The organism is Serratia proteamaculans, from assembly GCF_013337185.1.
Taxonomy (GTDB): Bacteria; Pseudomonadota; Gammaproteobacteria; order Enterobacterales; family Enterobacteriaceae; genus Serratia; species Serratia proteamaculans_D.
In genome coordinates this window covers 163,019-182,633 of record NZ_SWDE01000005.1, presented here as the reverse complement: position 1 = coordinate 182,633, position 19,615 = coordinate 163,019, and the positions used below count along the sequence as shown (strand labels likewise).

The following is a 19,615-nucleotide window of genomic DNA, read 5'->3' as shown; positions in this document are numbered from 1 at the left end:
GACGTTGCTTTTACCTCTGGGCGATAACAACAAAAAGGGAACCAAGACATGCACATAACCAAAACCCGCCTGGCGCTGTTAGCCGGCTGTATGGCGCTGAGCACTAACCTGTGGGCGCAAGCTCAACCGGTGCCGGCAACCCTGGCCGGGCACGCGTTACTGGCGGTGAAATCCAACGTTGCCGCACCGCAGGATGCCCCCGCCGATTTACAGCAAAGCGGTAAATACACCAGCGGCAAACGCGTGACCGAACTGGGCAGCGTGGCGGGTAAATCCGCCGATCGCATGACCGGTATTGGCCTGCCGATCAACGGGCAGCCGCTGCAGGGGCATTCCGGCATCAAACATATGCCCGACGGCACCTACTGGGTGCTGACTGACAACGGTTTTGGCAGCAAGGCCAATTCACCGGACGCCATGCTGTACCTCAACCACTACAAAATCGACTTCGACAACGGCACGGTGACGCCGCTGAAAACGGTATTCCTGCACGATCCGGACAAAAATGTCCCCTTCCATATCATCAATGAGAGCAGCGATAAACGTTACCTGACCGGCAGCGATTTTGACCCGGAAAGCTTCCAGTTTGCCGACAATGCCCTGTGGATTGGCGATGAGTTCGGCCCCTATCTGATTAAGGCCGATTTGAACGGTAAGGTATTGGCGGTGTTCGATACCAAGGTCGACGGCAAGGTGGTGAAGTCGCCGGATAACCCGACGCTGACCCTGCCGGGCGCACCGGACGGCAAACAGAACTTCCAGGTGGCACGTTCCAAGGGCTTTGAGGGCATGGCGGCATCACCGGACGGCAGCAAATTGTACCCGTTGCTTGAAGGTGCGCTGTGGGACGGTGAAAAATTCGAGAATATCGATGGTAAACGCTATCTGCGGGTGCTGGAATTTGACGTGAAACAACAGGCCTGGACCGGCCGCAGTTGGCAATATGTGTTGGAAGACAACCAGAACGCCATCGGCGATTTTAATATGATCGACGCCACCCATGGCCTGGTGATCGAGCGCGATAATAACGAAGGCACGGCGGACAAAGCCTGCGTTGCGGGCGCACCGACCGATAACTGCTTCAGCCAGGTGGCGAAGTTCAAGCGAGTGTACAAAATCGCTTTTTCCGACGATAACGTCGGCAAACCGGTCGATAAATTGGCTTATATTGATCTGATGAACATTCAGGACCCAAACAAGCTGGCACGCAAACCGCTGAATAACGGCGTGCTGACCTTCCCGTTCTTCACCATTGAAAACGTGGATGTGGTGGATGGCAGCCATATCATCGTCGGCAACGATAATAACTTCCCGTTCTCCTCCAGCCGCCAGCCGAACGTGGCGGATGACAACGAGTTTATCCTGCTGGACGTCAAAGACTTGCTGAAGCCTTAACCCTGCCTGCCTCCGGCATATTGCCGGGGGCTAGCGCTATTTCCCTCTTAGCGCTAAGGGTAAACTGCGCTATAATCAGCCCCTTGCTTCCTGTACCCGAAGGAAGATCCTCGTCCCCGGTGGGGCGGCCGGACTTCAAATCCGGTTGGGGCCGCCAGCGGTCCTGGGCAGGTTCGACTCCTGTGATCTTCCGCCAATCAATCCGCTTCATTCCCCACAAGTGACTGAGTACACCATTGCCCAAGCTGGGCGATCGCCTGTTCAACCTCATCGTTATAACCAAAGCCTGCATTCAGTCGGAAACAGTGATCGTAGCGGTCATCCGTGGCAAAAATATGCCCGGGGGCGATGCCGATCCCGGCATTGCGCGCTTTGATAAACAGTGAACGTACATTCAAGGCATTCTTCGGCATTTCCACCCACAGCACATAACCGCCTTCAGGCTCAGAGACTTTTGTGCCAGGGGGGAATGCTCGTAACACTACCTGACGGATCTTGCTCACCAGGTTAGCCAACTTATGCCTGAGTTTGCGCAGATGGGCGTCGTATCCGCCATTGCTCAGTAATTCGGCAATGGTTGCCTGCGGCAATATTGGTGAGCCCATGGTCGAGGTATATTTCAGTGAGGTGATTTTGCGCATGTAATGGTTGCTGTGAACCCAACCGACACGCACGCCAGGCGCCACGGTTTTAGAGAAACCGCTGCACAGGATAACATTGGGGCTAAAGGCCCTCATGGGAAATGGCCGTTGATCACCAAAGGCGATGTCGCCAAAGGTGTCATCTTCAATAATGATCACATCGTTTTCATCGGCCTGCCGCGCGATGTGAGCTTTTTGCTCGTTCGGTATGGTTTTGCCCAGTGGGTTATTAACATTGGCGAGGGTGACAAACACCTTCACCGCTTTTCTCTGGAACAGCGCAATCAGCTTTTCGCTATCAACATAGCCTTCGTTACCCGTTTCAACCTCAATCACGCGTAGTTTGAGATGACGCAACATTTGCAATAAAACGAAATAGCAGGGCGATTCAACGGCAACCGCATCTCCCGGTTGCACTGTCGCAAGCAGAGAAAGCGACAGCGCCTCCACGCAGCCGTTGGTCACTAAAATGTTATCCGGATTAATATTGCAGCCATAGTCTATCGCTCGTCGGGCAATTTCTGTTTTTAACGGCGCATAGCCAGAGCCTTTGACCGTATCACCGAGCAAAAATGGTTTGCTATAACCAAGCTGGCGCATGATCAAACTCAGCTTTTTGATGGGGTACAAAGAGCTGTCACCATTGGCCAGATCCAGACGAACGCGGCAGTCTTCTCCCACCATTGCCATGTGCAGTTCGGTTTGTTCATCCAGCGGCGCAATCTCACGTGGCTGTTCCACGATAACGGCGTCCTTTTGCCGCGAATGTCGCTTTGGTGCGACAAAAAAACCGGATTTGGGTTTGGCTACGGCGTAATGTTCATCTTCCAGGGTACGCAAGGTTTTAAGTGCGGTTGTCAGACTGATGTTGTATTGAGTGGCCAGCGTTCTTACCGACGGCAAACGTGCATTGGCAGGTAAAAATCCTGCGTGGATTGCCTGTTTTATCTGTTCGGCAATCTGACGGTACAGGCTGCCCTGTTTTCCCGCTTCCGTCTGCTCCATTGGCATCTGTTCCACTCCATATCGCTCTGATCTGTACGTATAAAACAGATTACTTTGATAGTAGTTTAGCTAGCAAGGCTTAGAAATAATGAATTCAATGTGTTCATTCGCAGAAAGTTTGTCAGCTCGAATTGGTGAATGACCGAGGTTTATATTCCTGTGACTGAGCCGTTTGTTATTTATCAAAAGATAACTTTGATGGAATACAGAGAATTAATTTTTACTGCAATGATAAATTTCTAAAAAACTGGGCTATTTCGACTTGCGAGGAGGTTTGCATGGAATTGAGTGTGGCCAATGTGGCTGATATTGAACAAGTGACTGAACTGCTCAAGCGGTATCAGGTAGCAACCATCAGTGAGGAAGACAAGAAAGATGGTTTTGTGACCACTTTGCTGACCTATGAGCAAATGGTCGCGTTGATCGAGCAAGAGCAAGGGCTGTTTGTCGCCAGGCAGAAAGGTAAGATTGTCGCGTTCGTGATGGCCGCTTCCTGGCAGTTTTGGGCCCCCTGGCCTTTGTTTGAGCACATGATTGGCAGATTGGAAGAATGTGAGTTTGCCGGCCAGGTGTTGACGGTGGATAACTCTTACCAATATGGGCCGATCTGTGTCGACGTTTCGGTTCGGGGCAGCGGGGTGCTTGAAGCGCTGTTTGCGTTTGCATTAAAACAAATGTCATCGCGTTTTGATGTCTTGGTCACATTTGTGAATAAAATTAACCCACGCTCTTATGCGGCACATACGCGTAAACTGGGGCTCCAGGTTTTGAATGAGTTTACCTTTAATAATAATCATTATTACTGGATGGTTTGCGCTACTCGTCTGAGTGGTAACGGATCTTTCGCTTAAACCTAAAAAACCCATAAAATCAAAGGGGCGTTGTTATCTGTTTTGGTTCATTTCCTATAAGGTACACCCGACGTAATAAACTTACCCAGTTTTAGCACAAAGAGCTAAAAACGCGACTATCTTTACTTTACCAGTGAACATTGGAACCGCAAATGAGAGGCAGTTATGTTTCTTAATTACTTCGCGTTGGGTGTACTTATTCTGGTTTTCCTTATTATTTTCTATGGGATCATTATCCTGCATGATATCCCCTATCTTATTGCCAAGGCACGCAACCATCCGCATGCCGATGCGATTCATGTCGCGGGCTGGGTGAGTTTATTCACTCTGCACGTGATCTGGCCGTTTTTATGGATATGGGCTACTTTATATCGCCCCGAGCGCGGTTGGGGTATGCAAGGTCAGGAGGCGTCGTTCGCACAGTTACAGCAACGTGTAGCGGAGCTGGAGATGAAACTGGTTGATAATAAAACGCCACCTTTGGAGTAGCCACCATGGATCTGCTCATTATCCTGACTTATGTCGCATTTGCCTGGTCAATATTTAAAATTTTCAAAATTCCAGTCAATAAATGGACCGTGCCGACGGCTGCATTAGGCGGGGTATTTTTAATTGGGGCGTTAATTTTGCTAATGAATTATAACCACCCCTATACTTATTTGGCGCAAAAAGCGGTTATCTCTATCCCTATTACGCCACAGGTGACTGGCGTGGTAATCGAAGTAACCGATAAGCAAAGTGTATTAATGAAAAAAGGTGAAGTGCTGTTTAAATTAGACCCCGTGCGCTACCAGGCGCGAGTCAATCGACTCCAGGCTGATTTGGTTACCGCAATTAATAATACGCAGGTGCTTAAAGGTCAGCTCGACGAAGCTATTGCCAATACTTCTCGGGTAAGCGCAGAGCGCGATCGGCTATATAAAGACTATCAGCGCTATGTCAAAGGTAGCCAGGCCAAGGTTAATCCATTTTCGGAAAGTGATATTGATAACGCACGACAGAACTATCTGGCACAAGATGCGCTGGTAAAAGGCTCAGTGGCTGAGCAAGCTCAAATAAAAAGTCAGTTAGACAGCGTGATTAACGGGGAACAGTCTCAAATCGTCAGTCTCAGAGCGCAGTTGGCTGAGGCCAAATATAATCTTGATCAAACGGTGATACGTGCCCCCAGCGATGGCTACGTTACCCAGGTATTGATCCGCCCAGGCACCTATGCCGCGGCAATTCCGCTGCGGCCGGTGATGGTGTTTATCCCTGAGCAAAAAAGGCAAATTATTGCTCAGTTCCGCCAAAACTCCTTGCTGCGCCTGAAGGCCGGCGACGAAGCCGAAGTAGTGTTTAATGCCTTTCCCGGTCAGGTATTCCCCGGTAAATTGATCAGAATTCTTCCGGTAGTGCCCGGTGGGTCTTACCAGGCGCAAGGGACGCTACAATCGCTGAGCGTGGCCGCTGGTAGTGATGGCGTGCTGGCGGTGATTGAGCTGGCACCCAACAGTGAAATCGACGAATTGCCTGACGGGATTTTCTCGCAGGTGGCGGTATACTCCGATCACTTTACCCACGTGGCGGTCATGCGCAAGGTACTGCTGCGGATGACCAGTTGGATGCACTATCTCTACTTGGATCATTAGTGCGACCTCTTCTGATTGAGACTGGTACTCGCTCTGTGTCTTTAGCGAGTATTCAATCATTTATTTTATAATTTTTACAGTATAGGAGTGGGATGCTGGATTTTGTTATCAACCAGCCATCCTTGCTGATAGGGATTATATTGACATCATTTACTGTTGAGGGCTTTACATAAAAATCAGGAAGTGTGCCCGATAATAGTGCTGCAGGGGAGTTTTCAACATCTGAAACTACGATTTTATTTGAAAGCCATATGGGCGTTCCCCCGTAGCTGGTCAAAGTGAAAAATATGGTGCGTTGAACAATATACTCATTGCCTGATTCATTGGATACTGAGCCCGCTATATTGGCAATGCCTTTTTCTTGGCCGATTTTAAAGTCCATAATACCATTGAAAGTCGAGTGCGTGTTTTTTATTGTCATATCTGCACGGCAGGTTATTTTTTGATACTCTTCTTTTTTTATGTGAAAAAAATATAAGGTTGTGGATGATAAGATGAAAACAGCAACCGCAGCAATTGCCATCTTATGCATAGAAAGCTTAATTAATTTCATTTTGTTTGATAATCAGGATAGTAGAATGAGGAGCACCGATTGTTTTTAGTTCGATAAATTGGTGCGGAACATATTAGGAGAGATAGATTTTTTGTGTTGTTATAGGTGGTGATATATATGGTTTTTTTAGGGCGGCATAGCTCGAGGTTCTGATTGATAAACAGCCAGTGTCGCGAGTGGTTATCTGTATCAGTGTTAAAAAAAATCTGGCAAGGGTTGTTGTTTTTGCTGGCAAGATAATAATCAGAAAAGTAATCTCGGTCATTGCCAGAGTAAAGAGTAAACAGGCTGATAATTACTGTGGATAAAATAATTGCAATGATGGTATATCGATTAAGTCTGGTGGTAAAGAAATTGATTGCGGGATGAGAAGGTAAGCAATTAATCATGTGGTTCTTGTTTTTGCAAACTTCATCATTTATTTCAAAGGCGTCATTATTTAATTTTGATGATGTTTCATCATGCGTTTCAATAGTGATGCCATTGTCTATGATTAACCCTTTTCGTGGCAGGGTAATAATGATGTTTTTAGTCATTCCCAGTTGGACAAAAGCTTTTCTCAGGGCCAGTATACGCTGGTAAAATATGTTGAAACTGACATCTCGATGTTTTTCGCCCCATGCGAACTTCATAAGATCGAGCTGTGGCACTACTACGCCTTGCTTTGCCAACAATAACAGTAAGCATTGGCTTTCTGTGTGTTTAAGTTTTTTGTATTCCCTGGTTTCCAAATTTTGAATAAATGATTCATCTGGGATAAATATGAGAGTTCTATCTATGATGTAACTCTCAACAACCGCTTCAAATGACATGGTTTCTTCTTTCATAAATATCAATATATTTTGTAATTCACAATTATTCTAATTTACATATAATACCTTTGCAACTTATCGCGTCTATATATAATGTTCTTTTTTACACATTCATATATAAAAAGACAGTAAAGCTAAAATATTTATATTTAACTAGTTGATTGTGTTGCAGTTATTTTTTATTTTATTTTCTGAGGTGGATGCGAGTTTTAACGAATATATAACATCAGCGTCCATTTTTTAAAATGAACTGCCTATGAATGGAATAAAATCAGGATTAATCCAAAAGCATTTCACACCCAGCGATAAATACGGCTGATATTTAAAGATCTGAGTCCAGCGGAGTGCTGAACTCAGATCTCATTAGTCGCTAACTGAAATGCGTCCAAGATTGGTGATTGGTTACATTAACCTGTTCAGAAACTGTACTTCACACCGACCATGGCTGCGGTGTCGCTGTAGCCCTTGTCCCCGATCTGAACACCCACGTTACCCCACAGATTCAGGTGTGGGTTAAGCTGACCTTCAACACCTGTTTTGACTTCACCAAGATTACGGGCGCCGCTTTGGGAAATACTCACCCCATCCATCCGGGTACCAAAGTCCTGGGTATTGTGGATCCAGTTTACTTCTACGAACGGCTGGAAGGTCCGGTTCTTTCCATCATCAATTTTGTTATGACCTTTCAGATAGGTACGTACACCCAGGCGAGTCTGGAGATTCCCTTCACCCTCAGCGCTGACTCGGGTGCCGTTACTTTCACGATGGTCTTCCGCCGTGACCCCCATCCAGATGGCCTGCGCCTGAGGTTGGATATACCATTCGTTCAGTGACCCCTGGCTGCCGGCAAACTCACCCAGCTTATGCGTATAACCCGTTTCAAGCGACGCAGTGATACCGCTGGATTTGTAGGACTCACCCTGAATATCCTGGCCTTTCACATGATTGTTAAACCAGCCGTACTGGGCCCAGCTGTCCAGATACATCCCTTGTTTGGTCTCGTCGTTTTGGTACCAGGTGGCGTAAAGGCCCACACTGTAGCCATTAACTGAGCCTTTGGATTTATAACTCGTCACATTGGAATTGCTGTTGCTGTGTTCGTTACCGTACCCAGCCATGACCCCCAGATGCCAGCGTTCCAGCTCATCCGAGCTCCACTGTGCAATATCGCCACCCAGCTGTACCACATAACGGTTGCTCTGAGTGCTGATTTGCCCACTGCTGTCTTTCCAACGATTATGACCACCCACCTGGCGCAGCCACAGGCTGCTGACTTTCTTCTCACCGGTCAGAATGTCGGTGTACTGAGGCTCACCCAGTCGATCATGCAGACGCGTGACGAACATGGTATTGGCCGCGGCCAAATTGGCGGTATAGCTGGCAGATTCCGGACGGACAATCGGAGACGAATTATCTCCCTGAGGCGTGTCTGTTGGATCGGTTACCGGCGGAACAACTACCGGCGGAACAACCACCGGAGGAGCAGCTTGCAGGTTGGTCAGGTACCAGTCGGTGCCTTTTTTCTCCAGGCTATAGTCATAAGCCCCGGCCACGATACGACCTGATTTGGTAAAGGTGCCGTCAGACTGGCCTTTCACTTCCACCACGCGAATGCCTTGCACCGTGTATGCGCCGCCACCGCCGGCATTATTCACCTTCACGAAGGTGTTTCCGCTGGTGTTGCCGTTGACCAAAATCTTATCAGTGACGGAAGTATCATCCCCCAACACCGTATTGAGCATGACCGTACCGCCCTGACCATTCCAGTTGTTGGCCGTCAGGGTACGTCCGGCAGTCATTGGCAGTGTTGCTGGGGCAACAAAGTTGATGGTACCGGCGAGGTTGACGTCATCGACCAGCGAGTCTGCCGTCATGTTCCAACGGCTTGCCGAATCGATATTGACATCCGTCGGGTCAATCCAGCCGGTCAGCGTAGCCCCATTACGCAGAGACAACGCGGTGTTGTCTTTGGCAATGATATTGCTGACCAATTGTGCGCCGCCGTTACTGCCATCGAGCACCAATTCGCCACCGTCGATATGGGTGTCACCGGTCCAGCCGGTTTTGCCGCTCAGCGTCAGGCTACCGTCACCTGTTTTCGTCAGCCCACCTTTGGATGAACCATCAATAATATCGCCGGCGAAGAGGGTATTATCTGTAGCGGCCGCATTGTTGACGGTCAGCGTTGCGCCATTCAGATGAACCTCACCACCGGTACCGTTCAGACGATTCACTCGCTGGTTGTTACTGTTCAGGTCAAACACGCCGCCATTGATATTCAGCTCGTTACTGCTGGCGATACTGTCAACCACATCAGTACGCAACGCGCCTGCATTGATGGTGGTTTTTCCCGTGTAGCTATTATTACCACTAAGAACTGTGGTACCAGCGCCTTGCTGGGTCAACGTGCCGGTACCCGAGATATCACCCGTCAGGGCGGTTTCTACGGGGTTATTGATAACAAATGCGCTGTTGTTAAGTACATTGCCGACGATGGAACCGGTTGAGCTACCATTGCCTAATTGCAATGTTCCACCGTTGATAGTTGTGCCGCCGGTGTAGGTATTTGCGCCGGTCAAGACGGTTGTCCCGCTCAAGTTCGTCACCGAACCCAGGCCACTCACCTTGGGTGAAAACAGATAATTGCCTGTAACATCTGAGTGATTAAATACCAATGAACTTGTAGCATTCACTAATCTAACGGTAGGAGCTTCCAGCGTTCCGGGGGTAATGGCCTGATCGCCAGCCTTGGCACCAATAATGAGCGTGCTGGAATTACCAGATACATTGATGCCCCCCTCTGCCACGACCTTGCCTTGATTACCAATAATCAGTGTGCCGGTGGCAGTATTATTAACGTCGTTTGGATGATTCACATCCCGGGTAAAGCCAAGGCTGATACCTTTTTTTGGCCCGACGTTCCATACCGATCCCGCGCCGTTTACCGTGGCAGTCCCCACTGAACCAGCCTCTGTGCCAATCCCCCCAGATTGGCTATTCACCGTACCACCGGAGGTAATGTTCAATATACCCGTCCCCTGGCGACCGACCTCTATGGAGCCATCTGTAATGGTAAGGTTAGAGCCTGGGCCATCAACGTTTACTGTGCCGCTTGACCCCGGACCATAGCCCAAACTGGAAGAGGTATTAGAGGTAACTTTCCCTCCGTTGGTGATGCTCAGTGTTCCCGTGCCATTGGTGCCAACGGTGATCCCAGAGGTGCTATCCGCAGTTGCAAACAACTCAGAGCCTGGGCCATCGACGTTAACAACGCCGGTACTTCCCTGGTTTTGTCCGATGTTGATAAACATCGTGGAAGCTTTGCCACCGTTTTTAATGTCCAGAGTGCCGTTGCCGCCGCCGCCAACTGCCGTGGTGCCACGGCCAGAGGGAACATTAGAAGTGGTAACGCTATCGTACCAGGTAGCACCGTCGACAGTTAAACTCCCAATATCGCCTTGGCTATAACCCAGCACAGAACCTGTATTATCGTTCTTATTCTGGCCAGAAGTAACCGTTTCTCCTTTTGAAATAACCAGTGAACCTGTTCCTCCCTGACCAATATACAAGGCGTTCGGATCTGTCGGCAGATCCTTGACGACAGAAGGCTTATTGATAACCACCGGGGCCGCATTTACGGTCGTAGTCAGCGATGCTAAAATAATCAATCCCAACCCTTCGCGGGACACTGCTTTATAAATATATTTCATGCGTTTGTAATCTCGATGGTGTTGTTGCTCATTTATGGGTAACTCACTCTCAGCCAAGCACTAGGCTTTACTTTTTAGGATGAGCGATACATTCCTGGATAAGAATTTTTCGCTGATCTAAGGTGGCAACCCATATATTCAATGTAATTGTTATCACAATCTGTAAGGTCAGATATTTATCAGATTATTGTTGGTATAGTAGAAAATTGCGCAAAGACCTGTCCTTGGGCGAATGTTATATCTGACCAGAATGCGCATCCAATTGTTATCATCTTTTTAAAATGGGAAATGTTCTTTTAACATGTTCTTTTTGGTTGTTGAAATAATGACGTGTTTTTAATTATATTGTTGATTTATATGTAATTCTTTTGTTTTTTAAATAATTCAGTAGCAATATTGATAATAATCAATGGTCGCTGTATATTTCATCTGTTTTACACTGGATTTTAGTTAAAATATGAAATAGTTTCTCATGATTAACATTTGTTAATGTCTTTTCTGAGCATGATACTAACCAGAGAAGGCTCTGAGCTGGTTCCGCAGCAGGGAAGGAGTGATGGGGTAGGTATTTGAGCTTATGATTTCCCCTTTCTTTTAAGAGAGCATCTCTGATTGAGTATAAATCTGATAAAAATGACCAGCCGGAACTTTTAAAATAACCTTTTATAAACGCCGGCGCGCTCATTTTAGGCGCGATTTCTGATAATACTCGTTTTCTTTATGATACAGAGAGTCAAGTAATCCTATGGGCTTTGGTAGACAAACTATGGTCTTGGCGAAGATGAATTTGAAAGGATAAATTAGCGGTGTTAACGTGAGGATCCCGGTCAGAAGTTTTTTTTGTCTATTCTGTCCGACCGGAAAATTTCCCTGGTGTTGGCTGAGTGGCCTACCTGACCGTACAGAGTATGCTTTTACTCTTCACCTAACGTGGTTCATTATAAGACAGAGTGCCTGATTCATAACCTGAACTTAAGTACAGTTCATACCTCAACATAAGTGTAGGTTCTTGCACCACAGGGAAGGGTCAAACTGCCACGGAGTCCCTATGTTTTCTTCCTTCAGTGAAAATCAAACAATAACGGAAACGCTTCGGGACCATATCGACAGAAAATTGTCCTTACTCGGTAGCCCGGAATACGCTTACACCGTGGTCAGAAAAAAAGATCCGTCGGATGCGCTTATTATTTCCAGTTATCCTGAGGAATGGGTAGATCTCTATCGCACCAACAATTTTCAGCTTACTGACCCAGTGGTGCTGACCGCGTTCAAGCGTAGTTCGCCCTTTGTTTGGGACGAAAATATTACCCTGATGTCAGATAAGATTTTTTGCCTTTCCAGGCGGTACAACATTGTTAACGGCTTCACCTTTGTATTGCACGACTCGATGAATAGCCTGGCGTTGTTATCGGTCATCCTCGGCGGCAACGGAGAAAAGGACCTGGAAAAGCGGCTTTCATCCGATCGCGGAGCCATACAAATGCTGCTGATCGATATTAATGAGCAAATGTATCGTCTCGCCGAGTCGGTCTCGTCCTGTCGGCAGAGGCATCATGCGGACGCGGACAAACCCATTTTCACTCCGCGGGAGAGTGAGGTGTTGTATTGGGCCAGCATGGGGAAAACTTATGGAGAGATTGCCACCATTGCCAGTATTTCCTTGAGTACGGTGAAGTTTCATATGGGGAATATTGTGATTAAACTTGGCGTCAGCAACGCCCGTCAGGCTATTCGGCTGGGCGTTGAACTGGGGCTTATTACGTCGACGGCGGTCAGGTAACATGGATGTCGGGCTGCCAAGCCCGGTGATGCTCCTGATGTTATCCCTGCCAAAGGCCGTTTGGCATTATCCCCCCGAAGGGCAGGTTTCCGCTAACGCGGTCAACCCCTCGCTTTCCTGCCTGAATGAAACCTTGTCCTGATCCAGCGTGACCACGAAAATGCTGTCAAAGTCGCTGCCCGGCCATTTTGGCACTGAATCGGCGTCGCCCCCGCGTGCTGCCACAATATTCTTGACTGCCTTATCGAGATTCTTGTGCTCCCAGGAGATAAAAATGCGTGAGTTTTGGTATTTATCGCTCAGCAGTTCCTGCTGCAGCCCGGCGATGTCATCGGCGTGGAACTGAATGCCGATTGGTAATCCTACCCGTACGGCGGTGGGCATGATGGTCGACAGCGCCCGCAGTGAACTGCCGGTCTTGTCTTCTTTCGGCCCGGCGGCAAAGATAAAATCCGGTTTGCCATAGCGATTAAGCAGCACGTCCGGTAGCGCCAGCGCGCGGTTCAGCCCCTTGCAGGTTAACTGCCCGCTGTTGTTGGCCGGTTTTTCTCCATGCCGCACAAAGATCAGCGTTTCCTGCGCCAGCGCGCTTTGGCTCAATAACAGCAACGCCGCCAAACCGCCGAGTAAATTGTGAGCTACTTTGTTAAACATCCTCAACCCTTATGTAATGGCCTGCTGATTTCTATGCGCTTTTGGTCGCGTTACTCGCTATCATTACCGGTGTGACAAAAAGGGCTTGCCGCTCCGATGCGGCGCCTCTGGGATAATTAAATACTGGCCTAAGGAAGGATTTACAATGAAAAACATTTTCTTTTTTGATGCGATGCTGACTCCGAAAATCATCACCGGTGTCTACTGGCTGTGCCTGCTGAGCATTATTGTTGGTGGGATTGGGGCGATGTTCTACGGTGAGTTTTTCCGTGGTCTGTTCGCCATCATCATCGGCGGAGTGTTTACTCGCGTTTGCTTTGAAATGATCATTATTGCGTTTAAAAATAACGAATACCTGCGCAAAATCTCCGAAAAGCCGTAACTAAATAGAACTCTTGAAGCTTCAATGATAACCCTCTGGAGCCTTGGCACCAGAGGGTTTCTTTTGCCAGGCTAGATAATGCCGCGCAAGACGCCCCCGTCTACACGTACAGCAGTACCCGTAGTGGCAGAAGCCAGTTCGGAACTGAGATAAACGATCAGATTGGCCACTTCATCGGCACTGGCCATTCTGCCCAACAAAGACGTAGAGCGCTCGTTGCGAATAAAGATGCGTCCCGCTTCATCCAGCGGCACGCTCTGATCCGGTACCATTTCTCGTACAAATCGCTCGACTCCTTCGCTCATTGTGGGACCGGGCAATATGCTGTTAACTGTTACGTTGGTGTTTTTGGCTACCTCGGCAAATCCGCGTGCCAGGGTCAGTTGTGCCGTTTTAGTCACGGCATAGTGCACCATTTCTGGTGGTACCTGAATGGCTGATTCGCTTGAGACAAATACCACGCGTCCCCAACCTGCATTCTGCATTTGTGGCATATAATGCCGGGTAAGGCGGACACCACTCATAAAGTTGACATTGATAAACTTGAACCATTCTTCATCGTCAATTTCCACCAACGGTTGTGGCGAAAAAATACCGGCGTTGTTTACCAGAATGTCCACCTGCGGCAGTTGCTCAATCAGAGCCGCACAACCTGCTGCCGTTCCCACATCGGCGAGAATACCCTTGCTGGAGTCGGTGATATTGAGGCGTTGCAGTGCTGTGGCCAATTTTTCCGGGTTGCGCCCGTTAATATAAACATCCGCCCCCGTCTCCAGCAGCCCTTTCGCTGCTGCAAAACCAATGCCGGAAGTCGCGCCGGTAATCAGTGCCTTTCGTTTGGAATTATCGATAATCATATTCACCTCAGTTAAACGGTCGGGACAATGCCGCCTTCCATCAGAATATTTGATCCAGACATGAATGCCGCTTTTTCCGAAGCCAGGTAGACGATGAGATCGGCAACTTCTTCTGGTGTACCCAATCGTCCGGCAGGCATGCCGATTTGGCTAAGGAACTGCTCCAATGCGCTTTCTCGATCGACATCATATTTTTCTGCCAGAGAATCGAGAATGCCGCCCGGCGCATCGTAGACCGCCGTACGAATAAAGCCGGGAGAGACGACGTTGGAACGCACGCCAAGTGGAGTAAACTCCCGAGACAGCGCTTTTGATAACGCGACAACCGCTGATTTGAATACGCTGTAGTCTGGCAACAGTGGGTTGGGCATGACTGAAGCTTCTGACGCGGTATGTATAATTACACCGCTTTTCTGGGCCAGCATATGTGGTAGTGCTGCACGCGAGGTGCGAACGTAACCGAGGAAGTTCAGGTTAAATGTTTCGAACCAGTCCTCATCTTTAACGCTGAGAAAACCCTTACGTACTTTGATCACCGCTGCGTTATTGATTAATACGTCGATCTTGTCGAAATGGCGGACAGTTTCATCAACGATATATTGTGCGGCACTAGAGTCAGCCAGATCCGCTTCTAGCGGTAGAAATTTTTTGCGGTTTTGAATGGCCTCGAAGGGTACAGGATTGATATCTGCCCCCACCACGTTGGCACCCGCCTCCAGCATTTTATTTACCACGCTGGCCCCAATCCCTGAGGCGGCGCCAGTGACGAGTACAATTTTATTCGATAAATTTAGTTCCATTTACGCTCTCCATGACTGACGCTAAAAGTAGCAAAGGCATTTTTTAATTTTTCAGCGGCGAAAATAAGGGCGTCATCGGCCGCAGGGAATTTATCGGGCATGAGAATGAAGTCATGTATGCTGTCACTCCAACACTTTAGGGTGACCGGAACGCCAGATTTTATTAATTTTTCGGCATAGCTGTGGGCGTCATCCCGCAAGATGTCATACTCGGCAGTAATAATGGTTGCACTGCAAACGCCTTTTAATTGGTGTGCTTGCAAGGGCGAAATTAGCGGATCCTGTTTATCATAATGACCTGGCACATAGGTTTCCCAAAACCATTGCATCATGTTCCGACTTAAAAAGAAGCCCTGCGTGTATTCGTGCATTGAGGCTGAGTCAAATCCATAATTCACCACCGGGAATAACAACACCTGATGGCAAAGCACCGGAACGACGTCCGAACTGGCCTGTGCCAGTACGGCAGCAAAGTTTCCACCAGCACTGTTGCCGCCAACGGCAATGCGTTCTGGATCGATACCCAGCGTAGCGGCGTTGTGATAAACCCAGTTCAGGGCCTCGAAGGCATCTTGCAACCCAGCGGGGAAAGGGTGTTCGGGGGCCAGCCGGTAGTTAATAGAAACTACGACACATTGAGCGCCGTAGGCTAGCCCTTCGCAGATAGAGTCACTCAGCGCCGGTGTACCGATAACAAAGCCACCGCCATGAAAATACACCAGAACCGGTAATGTCCCGGCAATATCGAATGGCTTATAAAGACGCGCAAGGATTTTATTTCCGGTTAAATTAATCTCGATATCTATTTTATTTACGTTCTGCCGATAACTGCCTTCGGCAAAACGTTCCGGAAAGGCTTGTCGAAATTCGACGACATCCAGTTGGTTAAAATTAACTGGATTTTTTTCATTTTGCTCGGCAAGAAAATCGCTCAATATTTCATTCATTTATTTTACCTTATGCATTAACGTTCCGTGATGGATTGAGTGGCAATGACAACAGGCTTCTTTTCCGTCTTTGCCAACTGATGCATTACGGGCAATTCGATATAGCGATAAAGCAGATAGCCGCCAGCCAGCGAAGCCAGCAGGCATGTCAAAATAATCAGCAGCGAGGACGTCAGTCCATAGAGTTGGCCCGACATCATCTGTTTTGCCGTAATCAGAACCAGGTAGTGGACCATGTACATGCCGAATGAAATCTCACCCAACCAGACGGTCAGACGGGCATTTATCAGCGTGGGTGTCCCGGCCAGGTCACTTTGTGCCGCGACGGTAATCAGCAGACACAAAGGAATGAATGTGAGGAGATTCAGTGAGTACTGGAAAGGCACAAAGTAGGTTGCCACATAAGCCGCCAACACCAGTAACACCGCGCCAGACAGTGGCAGGGGGATGTGTCGACCGGCCTGGAGCAAACGAGCCATTATCATGCCGGCGGCGAATTCATACAGACGAAATGGTGGGAAGTTATAGGCCAACCACCATTGGTTCTCCGACAGCGGCCACTCTTTGAGTTGTGGCGTACCTTCGACCCACTGAGCAATGGCAAACTGAGTTAATGCCAGCATAAGGAAAAGTGCTACCAGTGCATGAAGTAGCCAATGGGGTGGCAATTTGCGCACTATCAGAAAAATCGCCGGAAACAGAAGGTAAAACAATAGTTCGGAACACAACGTCCAGCTAGGCTGGTTAACGCTGACGAAAATGTCGATGTTGTTCGACCAGGAGCTGAGTAGAAACAGGTTGGGTAACCAGGCATGGCTATCTGACACGTAACTTCTGAAAAATACCAGCATGAGAGCCCAGGTTACGAGGTGGTTGGGAAAGATTTTCCCCAATCTCTTCAGCCAAAAGCGCCGGTTGGACTGCTGTGGGTTAGCCGACCAGGTCAGGACAAACCCGCTGAGGATAAAAAAGAACGAAACACCCAGCCAGCCAGCATTTTTGAACACCAGGGCGTAAGTATTGGCAACCTGTAGATCCTCAAAGGGATTGAGCATCTTGCCGAGTGATGCATGGAAAAGAAACACCAACAGGGCGGCAAAGATCCTCATACCAGTCAATGAGGTTAAATTTTTAGGGCGTTGTGCGTTAATCATGTTATTGCTCATCATCCGATAACCTCATTGATCGTTCGAAGGAAATGTCAGCAGTTATTTTCCAACACCAAATCCCGCTTCTGTCGTACCGCATAGATAGCGATTAGCAGACCGATTCCGGTAGTAATAGCCCCAACCCAGTTTGGTGAGACGAAGCCGTAACCCGCATTGATCGCCATGCCACCCAGCCAAACCCCCCCTGATGCACCCAGATTGAACGCCGAAATATTGGCCGCAGAGGCAAGAGTAGGTGCGCCAGTGGCTTTCTCCATGACGTACATTTGCAGTGGCGGAATGGTGCCAAAGCCAATTGCGCCGAGGAAAAACACGGTGATAATGGCTAATGGCTTGATGTGAATGGTGTAGGTGAATAGCAGCAGAACGAGAGCCAGCAGGGTCAGTAGGGTTAAAATGGTTGGTACCAGAGCGCGGTCGGCAAATTTGGCGGCAACAATGTTGCCGACCACCAGGCCAACGCCGTAAATCGACAGGATCCAAGCCAGGTTTTCCGGTGAAAAGCCGGCTACTTCTGTCATCATTGGTGATATATATGCAAAAGAGGCCAGCAATCCGCTAAAGCCGATGGCGGTTACGATCAGCGCGAGCCAGACCTGCGGGCGTTTGAACACCGCAATTTCATCCATAATGTGGCTGCGTTCGGCCAGTTGTTTGGGGACCAGCACAGCCAGTCCGGCAAAACCAACGATCCCAAGCACCGCAATGGCCCAGAAGGCAGCGCGCCAACCGAAATGTTGACCAAAATAGGTGCCGAGAGGAACACCAACTACATTGGCCAGCGTCAGGCCGGTAAACATCAGTGCAATGGCGCTGGCTTTCTTGTTGGGCGCTACCACCGTGGTAGCCACTACAGCCCCGATACCGAAAAATGCGCCATGGCAGAAGGCGGACAATACTCGGCCAAACATCAATTGCTCAAAGGTTGCAGCCTTGGCAGAAAGAATACTGCCGACAATGAATAAAAGAATCAGAAATATCAGAGTATGTTTTCGGTTAAAACGGGCCAGTAATATGGTTAAAATAGGAGCGCTGATTACCACACCTAAAGCATATCCAGATGTCAGGTAACCTGCTTGCGGAATAGTAATATGAAGATCCCGAGCAATATCCTGCAATAACCCGGTCGTGACAAATTCCGTTGTACCAATAGCAAAAGCACTAATGGCCAACGCCAGTAAGGCAAGAGGCATATCATACTCCTAAGAATGAAATTACTATGGAGATGATAATGCCCAGCCTTAAAAAATTGCGCTATACATTGTTTGGAACATCACTTGTGAAGTTCTGTCACAATGTGCGGTCAGTATTAATTAATAGCCTTAAAGGCTATTTTGTTATATAAAATAACTATTCCATCTTACTCTGACAAAATTCAATAAGAAAATTAGAGAACATTGAAATCCTTATTGGTACAGAATTGCGACCGGTTCGGACAATCTGAATTGGGCTAATAGGTTCATGCCATTCCGGTAATATATTGACCAGTTCACCGGATGCGAGGTGTTTTTGTACGCTCCAGGATTCACGCAATGCGATGCCATGCCCTTGCAAAGCCCAGTTGAGCAATGCCATACCATCGTCAGAACTCATGGCTTTTTTGATCGGGACACGTCGCACCTCACCATTTTCGGTATTTTCCAACGTCCAGAAGGCAGAGTTATAGCCTGGATAGGCAAACACCAGACCATTCAAAGGCGAAAGATCCTGAACATGGTTTGGGGGCGTAATTCTGGCCAGATAAGTGGGTGAACAGACCAAGACCCGATGCTGTTCAAATACTTTACGCGCCACTAGTTGCGAGTCGGAAAGTTGGCCTGATCGAATAGCCAGATCAATACCATCAGAATAGATATCTACCACACGGTTAGAGCTGTCCAGATAGAAGCTAACCTCCGGATGATCTTGTTTAAAGTTTTCGATAGCCTCGATCAAAAAATAGTCATTAAATGTAGAAGGGCTGCTGATGGCGATGTTACCAGAAAGGCTTTGTCTGCCTTGTTCGGCAATGCCGTAGGCTTCACGAATACTGCTTAACCCTCTTTTAATGCATTCATAAATCTGTAATCCTTCATCCGTTACGCGAATACGTCGGGTACTACGCTCAAACAGAGTGACCCCCAGTGAACCTTCAAGCCGCCTTATTTGTTTACTTATTGCCCCAGCGGTAACATTTAATGAACGCGCTGCACTTGAAAAATCACTGCTGTCGACCACGCGGACAAAAGCCTCCAGGTCATCAAGATTTTTCATTTAATATGTTCCTTTCCAGCGTAAGTGTTTATCCAAAATATCGCTTTCAACCAAACCCAACTTCGTCTTCAATAGAATATAGACCATAAGTGGAATCTAACGCTTTCTTTTTAAATTTTTTTTGCATAAGTAATAATCAATAAACTGCTATTTCTATTTATCATCCACTCCAGGA

17 protein-coding genes and 1 tRNA gene are annotated in these 19,615 nt (G+C 48.1%); 7 read left to right on the top strand and 11 right to left on the bottom strand.

The window, feature by feature from the left end:
- Positions 1-48: 48 nt before the first annotated feature.
- Both FCL49_RS19230 and FCL49_RS19225 read left to right on the top strand, forming a co-directional pair.
- The gene (locus FCL49_RS19230) at positions 49-1,395 is read left to right on the top strand and encodes an esterase-like activity of phytase family protein (protein WP_174354767.1); all 1,347 of its coding nucleotides are present in this window, start codon (positions 49-51) and stop codon (positions 1,393-1,395) included.
- 101 nt (positions 1,396-1,496) lie between these two features.
- Positions 1,497-1,591 (top strand) — tRNA-Sec (locus FCL49_RS19225).
- A gap of 1 nt (position 1,592) precedes the next feature.
- Here FCL49_RS19225 and FCL49_RS19220 read toward each other — a convergent pair.
- Positions 1,593-3,047: a PLP-dependent aminotransferase family protein gene (locus tag FCL49_RS19220; protein WP_174354766.1), complete on the bottom strand. Its 1,455-nt coding sequence runs from the start codon at positions 3,045-3,047 to the stop codon at positions 1,593-1,595.
- A gap of 272 nt (positions 3,048-3,319) precedes the next feature.
- Between FCL49_RS19220 and FCL49_RS19215 the strand changes: the two genes are divergently transcribed.
- The 3 genes from FCL49_RS19215 (at position 3,320) to FCL49_RS19205 (ending at position 5,523) form a co-directional block, all read left to right on the top strand.
- Complete coding sequence (locus FCL49_RS19215) at positions 3,320-3,892, top strand: GNAT family N-acetyltransferase (RefSeq protein WP_174354765.1); 573 nt, start codon at positions 3,320-3,322, stop codon at positions 3,890-3,892.
- A gap of 165 nt (positions 3,893-4,057) precedes the next feature.
- The gene (locus FCL49_RS19210; protein WP_174354764.1) at positions 4,058-4,381 is read left to right on the top strand and encodes a DUF3302 domain-containing protein; all 324 of its coding nucleotides are present in this window, start codon (positions 4,058-4,060) and stop codon (positions 4,379-4,381) included.
- Positions 4,382-4,386: 5 nt separating this feature from the next.
- The gene (locus FCL49_RS19205) at positions 4,387-5,523 is read left to right on the top strand and encodes an HlyD family secretion protein (protein WP_174354763.1); all 1,137 of its coding nucleotides are present in this window, start codon (positions 4,387-4,389) and stop codon (positions 5,521-5,523) included.
- Between the two features lie 52 nt (positions 5,524-5,575).
- On the opposite strand, the gene FCL49_RS19200 is transcribed toward FCL49_RS19205, so the two are convergent.
- The 3 genes from FCL49_RS19200 to FCL49_RS19190 form a co-directional block, all read right to left on the bottom strand.
- Positions 5,576-6,076: a hypothetical protein gene (locus FCL49_RS19200; RefSeq protein WP_174354762.1), complete on the bottom strand. Its 501-nt coding sequence runs from the start codon at positions 6,074-6,076 to the stop codon at positions 5,576-5,578.
- Positions 6,073-6,903 (bottom strand): winged helix-turn-helix domain-containing protein, encoded by an 831-nt coding sequence (locus FCL49_RS19195; RefSeq protein WP_174354761.1) that lies wholly within the window; start codon positions 6,901-6,903, stop codon positions 6,073-6,075. Before FCL49_RS19195 ends, FCL49_RS19200 begins: the two co-directional genes overlap by 4 nt.
- Positions 6,904-7,304: 401 nt before the next feature.
- On the bottom strand, positions 7,305-10,598 hold the full coding sequence (locus FCL49_RS19190) for an autotransporter outer membrane beta-barrel domain-containing protein (protein WP_174354760.1): 3,294 nt from the start codon (positions 10,596-10,598) through the stop codon (positions 7,305-7,307).
- Between the two features lie 1,048 nt (positions 10,599-11,646).
- Here FCL49_RS19190 and FCL49_RS19185 point away from each other — a divergent pair.
- Complete coding sequence (locus FCL49_RS19185; RefSeq protein ID WP_174354759.1) at positions 11,647-12,378, top strand: helix-turn-helix transcriptional regulator; 732 nt, start codon at positions 11,647-11,649, stop codon at positions 12,376-12,378.
- A 66-nt stretch (positions 12,379-12,444) separates the two neighbouring features.
- On the opposite strand, the gene FCL49_RS19180 is transcribed toward FCL49_RS19185, so the two are convergent.
- Entirely contained in the window at positions 12,445-13,032 is a 588-nt protein-coding gene (locus tag FCL49_RS19180; protein WP_174354758.1) for a histidine phosphatase family protein, read from the bottom strand.
- A 145-nt stretch (positions 13,033-13,177) separates the two neighbouring features.
- On the opposite strand from FCL49_RS19180, the gene FCL49_RS19175 reads away from it, so the two are divergent.
- Entirely contained in the window at positions 13,178-13,414 is a 237-nt protein-coding gene (locus tag FCL49_RS19175) for a DUF4282 domain-containing protein (protein WP_012004591.1), read from the top strand.
- A gap of 71 nt (positions 13,415-13,485) precedes the next feature.
- Here FCL49_RS19175 and FCL49_RS19170 read toward each other — a convergent pair whose 3' ends face one another.
- The 6 genes from FCL49_RS19170 to FCL49_RS19145 all read right to left on the bottom strand — a co-directional run bounded on the left by FCL49_RS19170 (position 13,486) and on the right by FCL49_RS19145 (position 19,440).
- Entirely contained in the window at positions 13,486-14,271 is a 786-nt protein-coding gene (locus FCL49_RS19170; RefSeq protein ID WP_174354757.1) for an SDR family NAD(P)-dependent oxidoreductase, read from the bottom strand.
- Between the two features lie 11 nt (positions 14,272-14,282).
- Positions 14,283-15,071: an SDR family NAD(P)-dependent oxidoreductase gene (locus FCL49_RS19165; protein WP_174354756.1), complete on the bottom strand. Its 789-nt coding sequence runs from the start codon at positions 15,069-15,071 to the stop codon at positions 14,283-14,285.
- Complete coding sequence (locus FCL49_RS19160; protein WP_174354755.1) at positions 15,062-16,018, bottom strand: alpha/beta hydrolase; 957 nt, start codon at positions 16,016-16,018, stop codon at positions 15,062-15,064. Before FCL49_RS19160 ends, FCL49_RS19165 begins: the two co-directional genes overlap by 10 nt.
- A gap of 17 nt (positions 16,019-16,035) precedes the next feature.
- Positions 16,036-17,187 carry an acyltransferase family protein gene (locus FCL49_RS19155; RefSeq protein ID WP_174354754.1) on the bottom strand — a complete coding sequence of 384 codons (1,152 nt, stop codon included), beginning with the start codon at positions 17,185-17,187 and terminating at the stop codon, positions 16,036-16,038.
- A 32-nt stretch (positions 17,188-17,219) separates the two neighbouring features.
- Positions 17,220-18,380: an MFS transporter gene (locus tag FCL49_RS19150; RefSeq protein ID WP_174354753.1), complete on the bottom strand. Its 1,161-nt coding sequence runs from the start codon at positions 18,378-18,380 to the stop codon at positions 17,220-17,222.
- Between the two features lie 157 nt (positions 18,381-18,537).
- Positions 18,538-19,440, bottom strand: a complete 903-nt coding sequence (locus FCL49_RS19145) for a LysR family transcriptional regulator (RefSeq protein WP_174354752.1) — start codon at positions 19,438-19,440, stop codon at positions 18,538-18,540.
- Positions 19,441-19,615: the final 175 nt, after the last annotated feature.

What these genes read in the sequence shown, in the direction of transcription:
- FCL49_RS19230 (WP_174354767.1), top strand. Translation starts at nt 49, where the DNA reads ATGCACATAACCAAAACCCGCCTGGCGCTGTTAGCCGGCTGTATGGCG.
- FCL49_RS19220 (WP_174354766.1), bottom strand. Translation starts at nt 3,047, where the DNA reads ATGCCAATGGAGCAGACGGAAGCGGGAAAACAGGGCAGCCTGTACCGT.
- FCL49_RS19215 (WP_174354765.1), top strand. Translation starts at nt 3,320, where the DNA reads ATGGAATTGAGTGTGGCCAATGTGGCTGATATTGAACAAGTGACTGAA.
- FCL49_RS19210 (WP_174354764.1), top strand. Translation starts at nt 4,058, where the DNA reads ATGTTTCTTAATTACTTCGCGTTGGGTGTACTTATTCTGGTTTTCCTT.
- FCL49_RS19205 (WP_174354763.1), top strand. Translation starts at nt 4,387, where the DNA reads ATGGATCTGCTCATTATCCTGACTTATGTCGCATTTGCCTGGTCAATA.
- FCL49_RS19200 (WP_174354762.1), bottom strand. Translation starts at nt 6,076, where the DNA reads ATGAAATTAATTAAGCTTTCTATGCATAAGATGGCAATTGCTGCGGTT.
- FCL49_RS19195 (WP_174354761.1), bottom strand. Translation starts at nt 6,903, where the DNA reads ATGAAAGAAGAAACCATGTCATTTGAAGCGGTTGTTGAGAGTTACATC.
- FCL49_RS19190 (WP_174354760.1), bottom strand. Translation starts at nt 10,598, where the DNA reads ATGAAATATATTTATAAAGCAGTGTCCCGCGAAGGGTTGGGATTGATT.
- FCL49_RS19185 (WP_174354759.1), top strand. Translation starts at nt 11,647, where the DNA reads ATGTTTTCTTCCTTCAGTGAAAATCAAACAATAACGGAAACGCTTCGG.
- FCL49_RS19180 (WP_174354758.1), bottom strand. Translation starts at nt 13,032, where the DNA reads ATGTTTAACAAAGTAGCTCACAATTTACTCGGCGGTTTGGCGGCGTTG.
- FCL49_RS19175 (WP_012004591.1), top strand. Translation starts at nt 13,178, where the DNA reads ATGAAAAACATTTTCTTTTTTGATGCGATGCTGACTCCGAAAATCATC.
- FCL49_RS19170 (WP_174354757.1), bottom strand. Translation starts at nt 14,271, where the DNA reads ATGATTATCGATAATTCCAAACGAAAGGCACTGATTACCGGCGCGACT.
- FCL49_RS19165 (WP_174354756.1), bottom strand. Translation starts at nt 15,071, where the DNA reads ATGGAACTAAATTTATCGAATAAAATTGTACTCGTCACTGGCGCCGCC.
- FCL49_RS19160 (WP_174354755.1), bottom strand. Translation starts at nt 16,018, where the DNA reads ATGAATGAAATATTGAGCGATTTTCTTGCCGAGCAAAATGAAAAAAAT.
- FCL49_RS19155 (WP_174354754.1), bottom strand. Translation starts at nt 17,187, where the DNA reads ATGATGAGCAATAACATGATTAACGCACAACGCCCTAAAAATTTAACC.
- FCL49_RS19150 (WP_174354753.1), bottom strand. Translation starts at nt 18,380, where the DNA reads ATGCCTCTTGCCTTACTGGCGTTGGCCATTAGTGCTTTTGCTATTGGT.
- FCL49_RS19145 (WP_174354752.1), bottom strand. Translation starts at nt 19,440, where the DNA reads ATGAAAAATCTTGATGACCTGGAGGCTTTTGTCCGCGTGGTCGACAGC.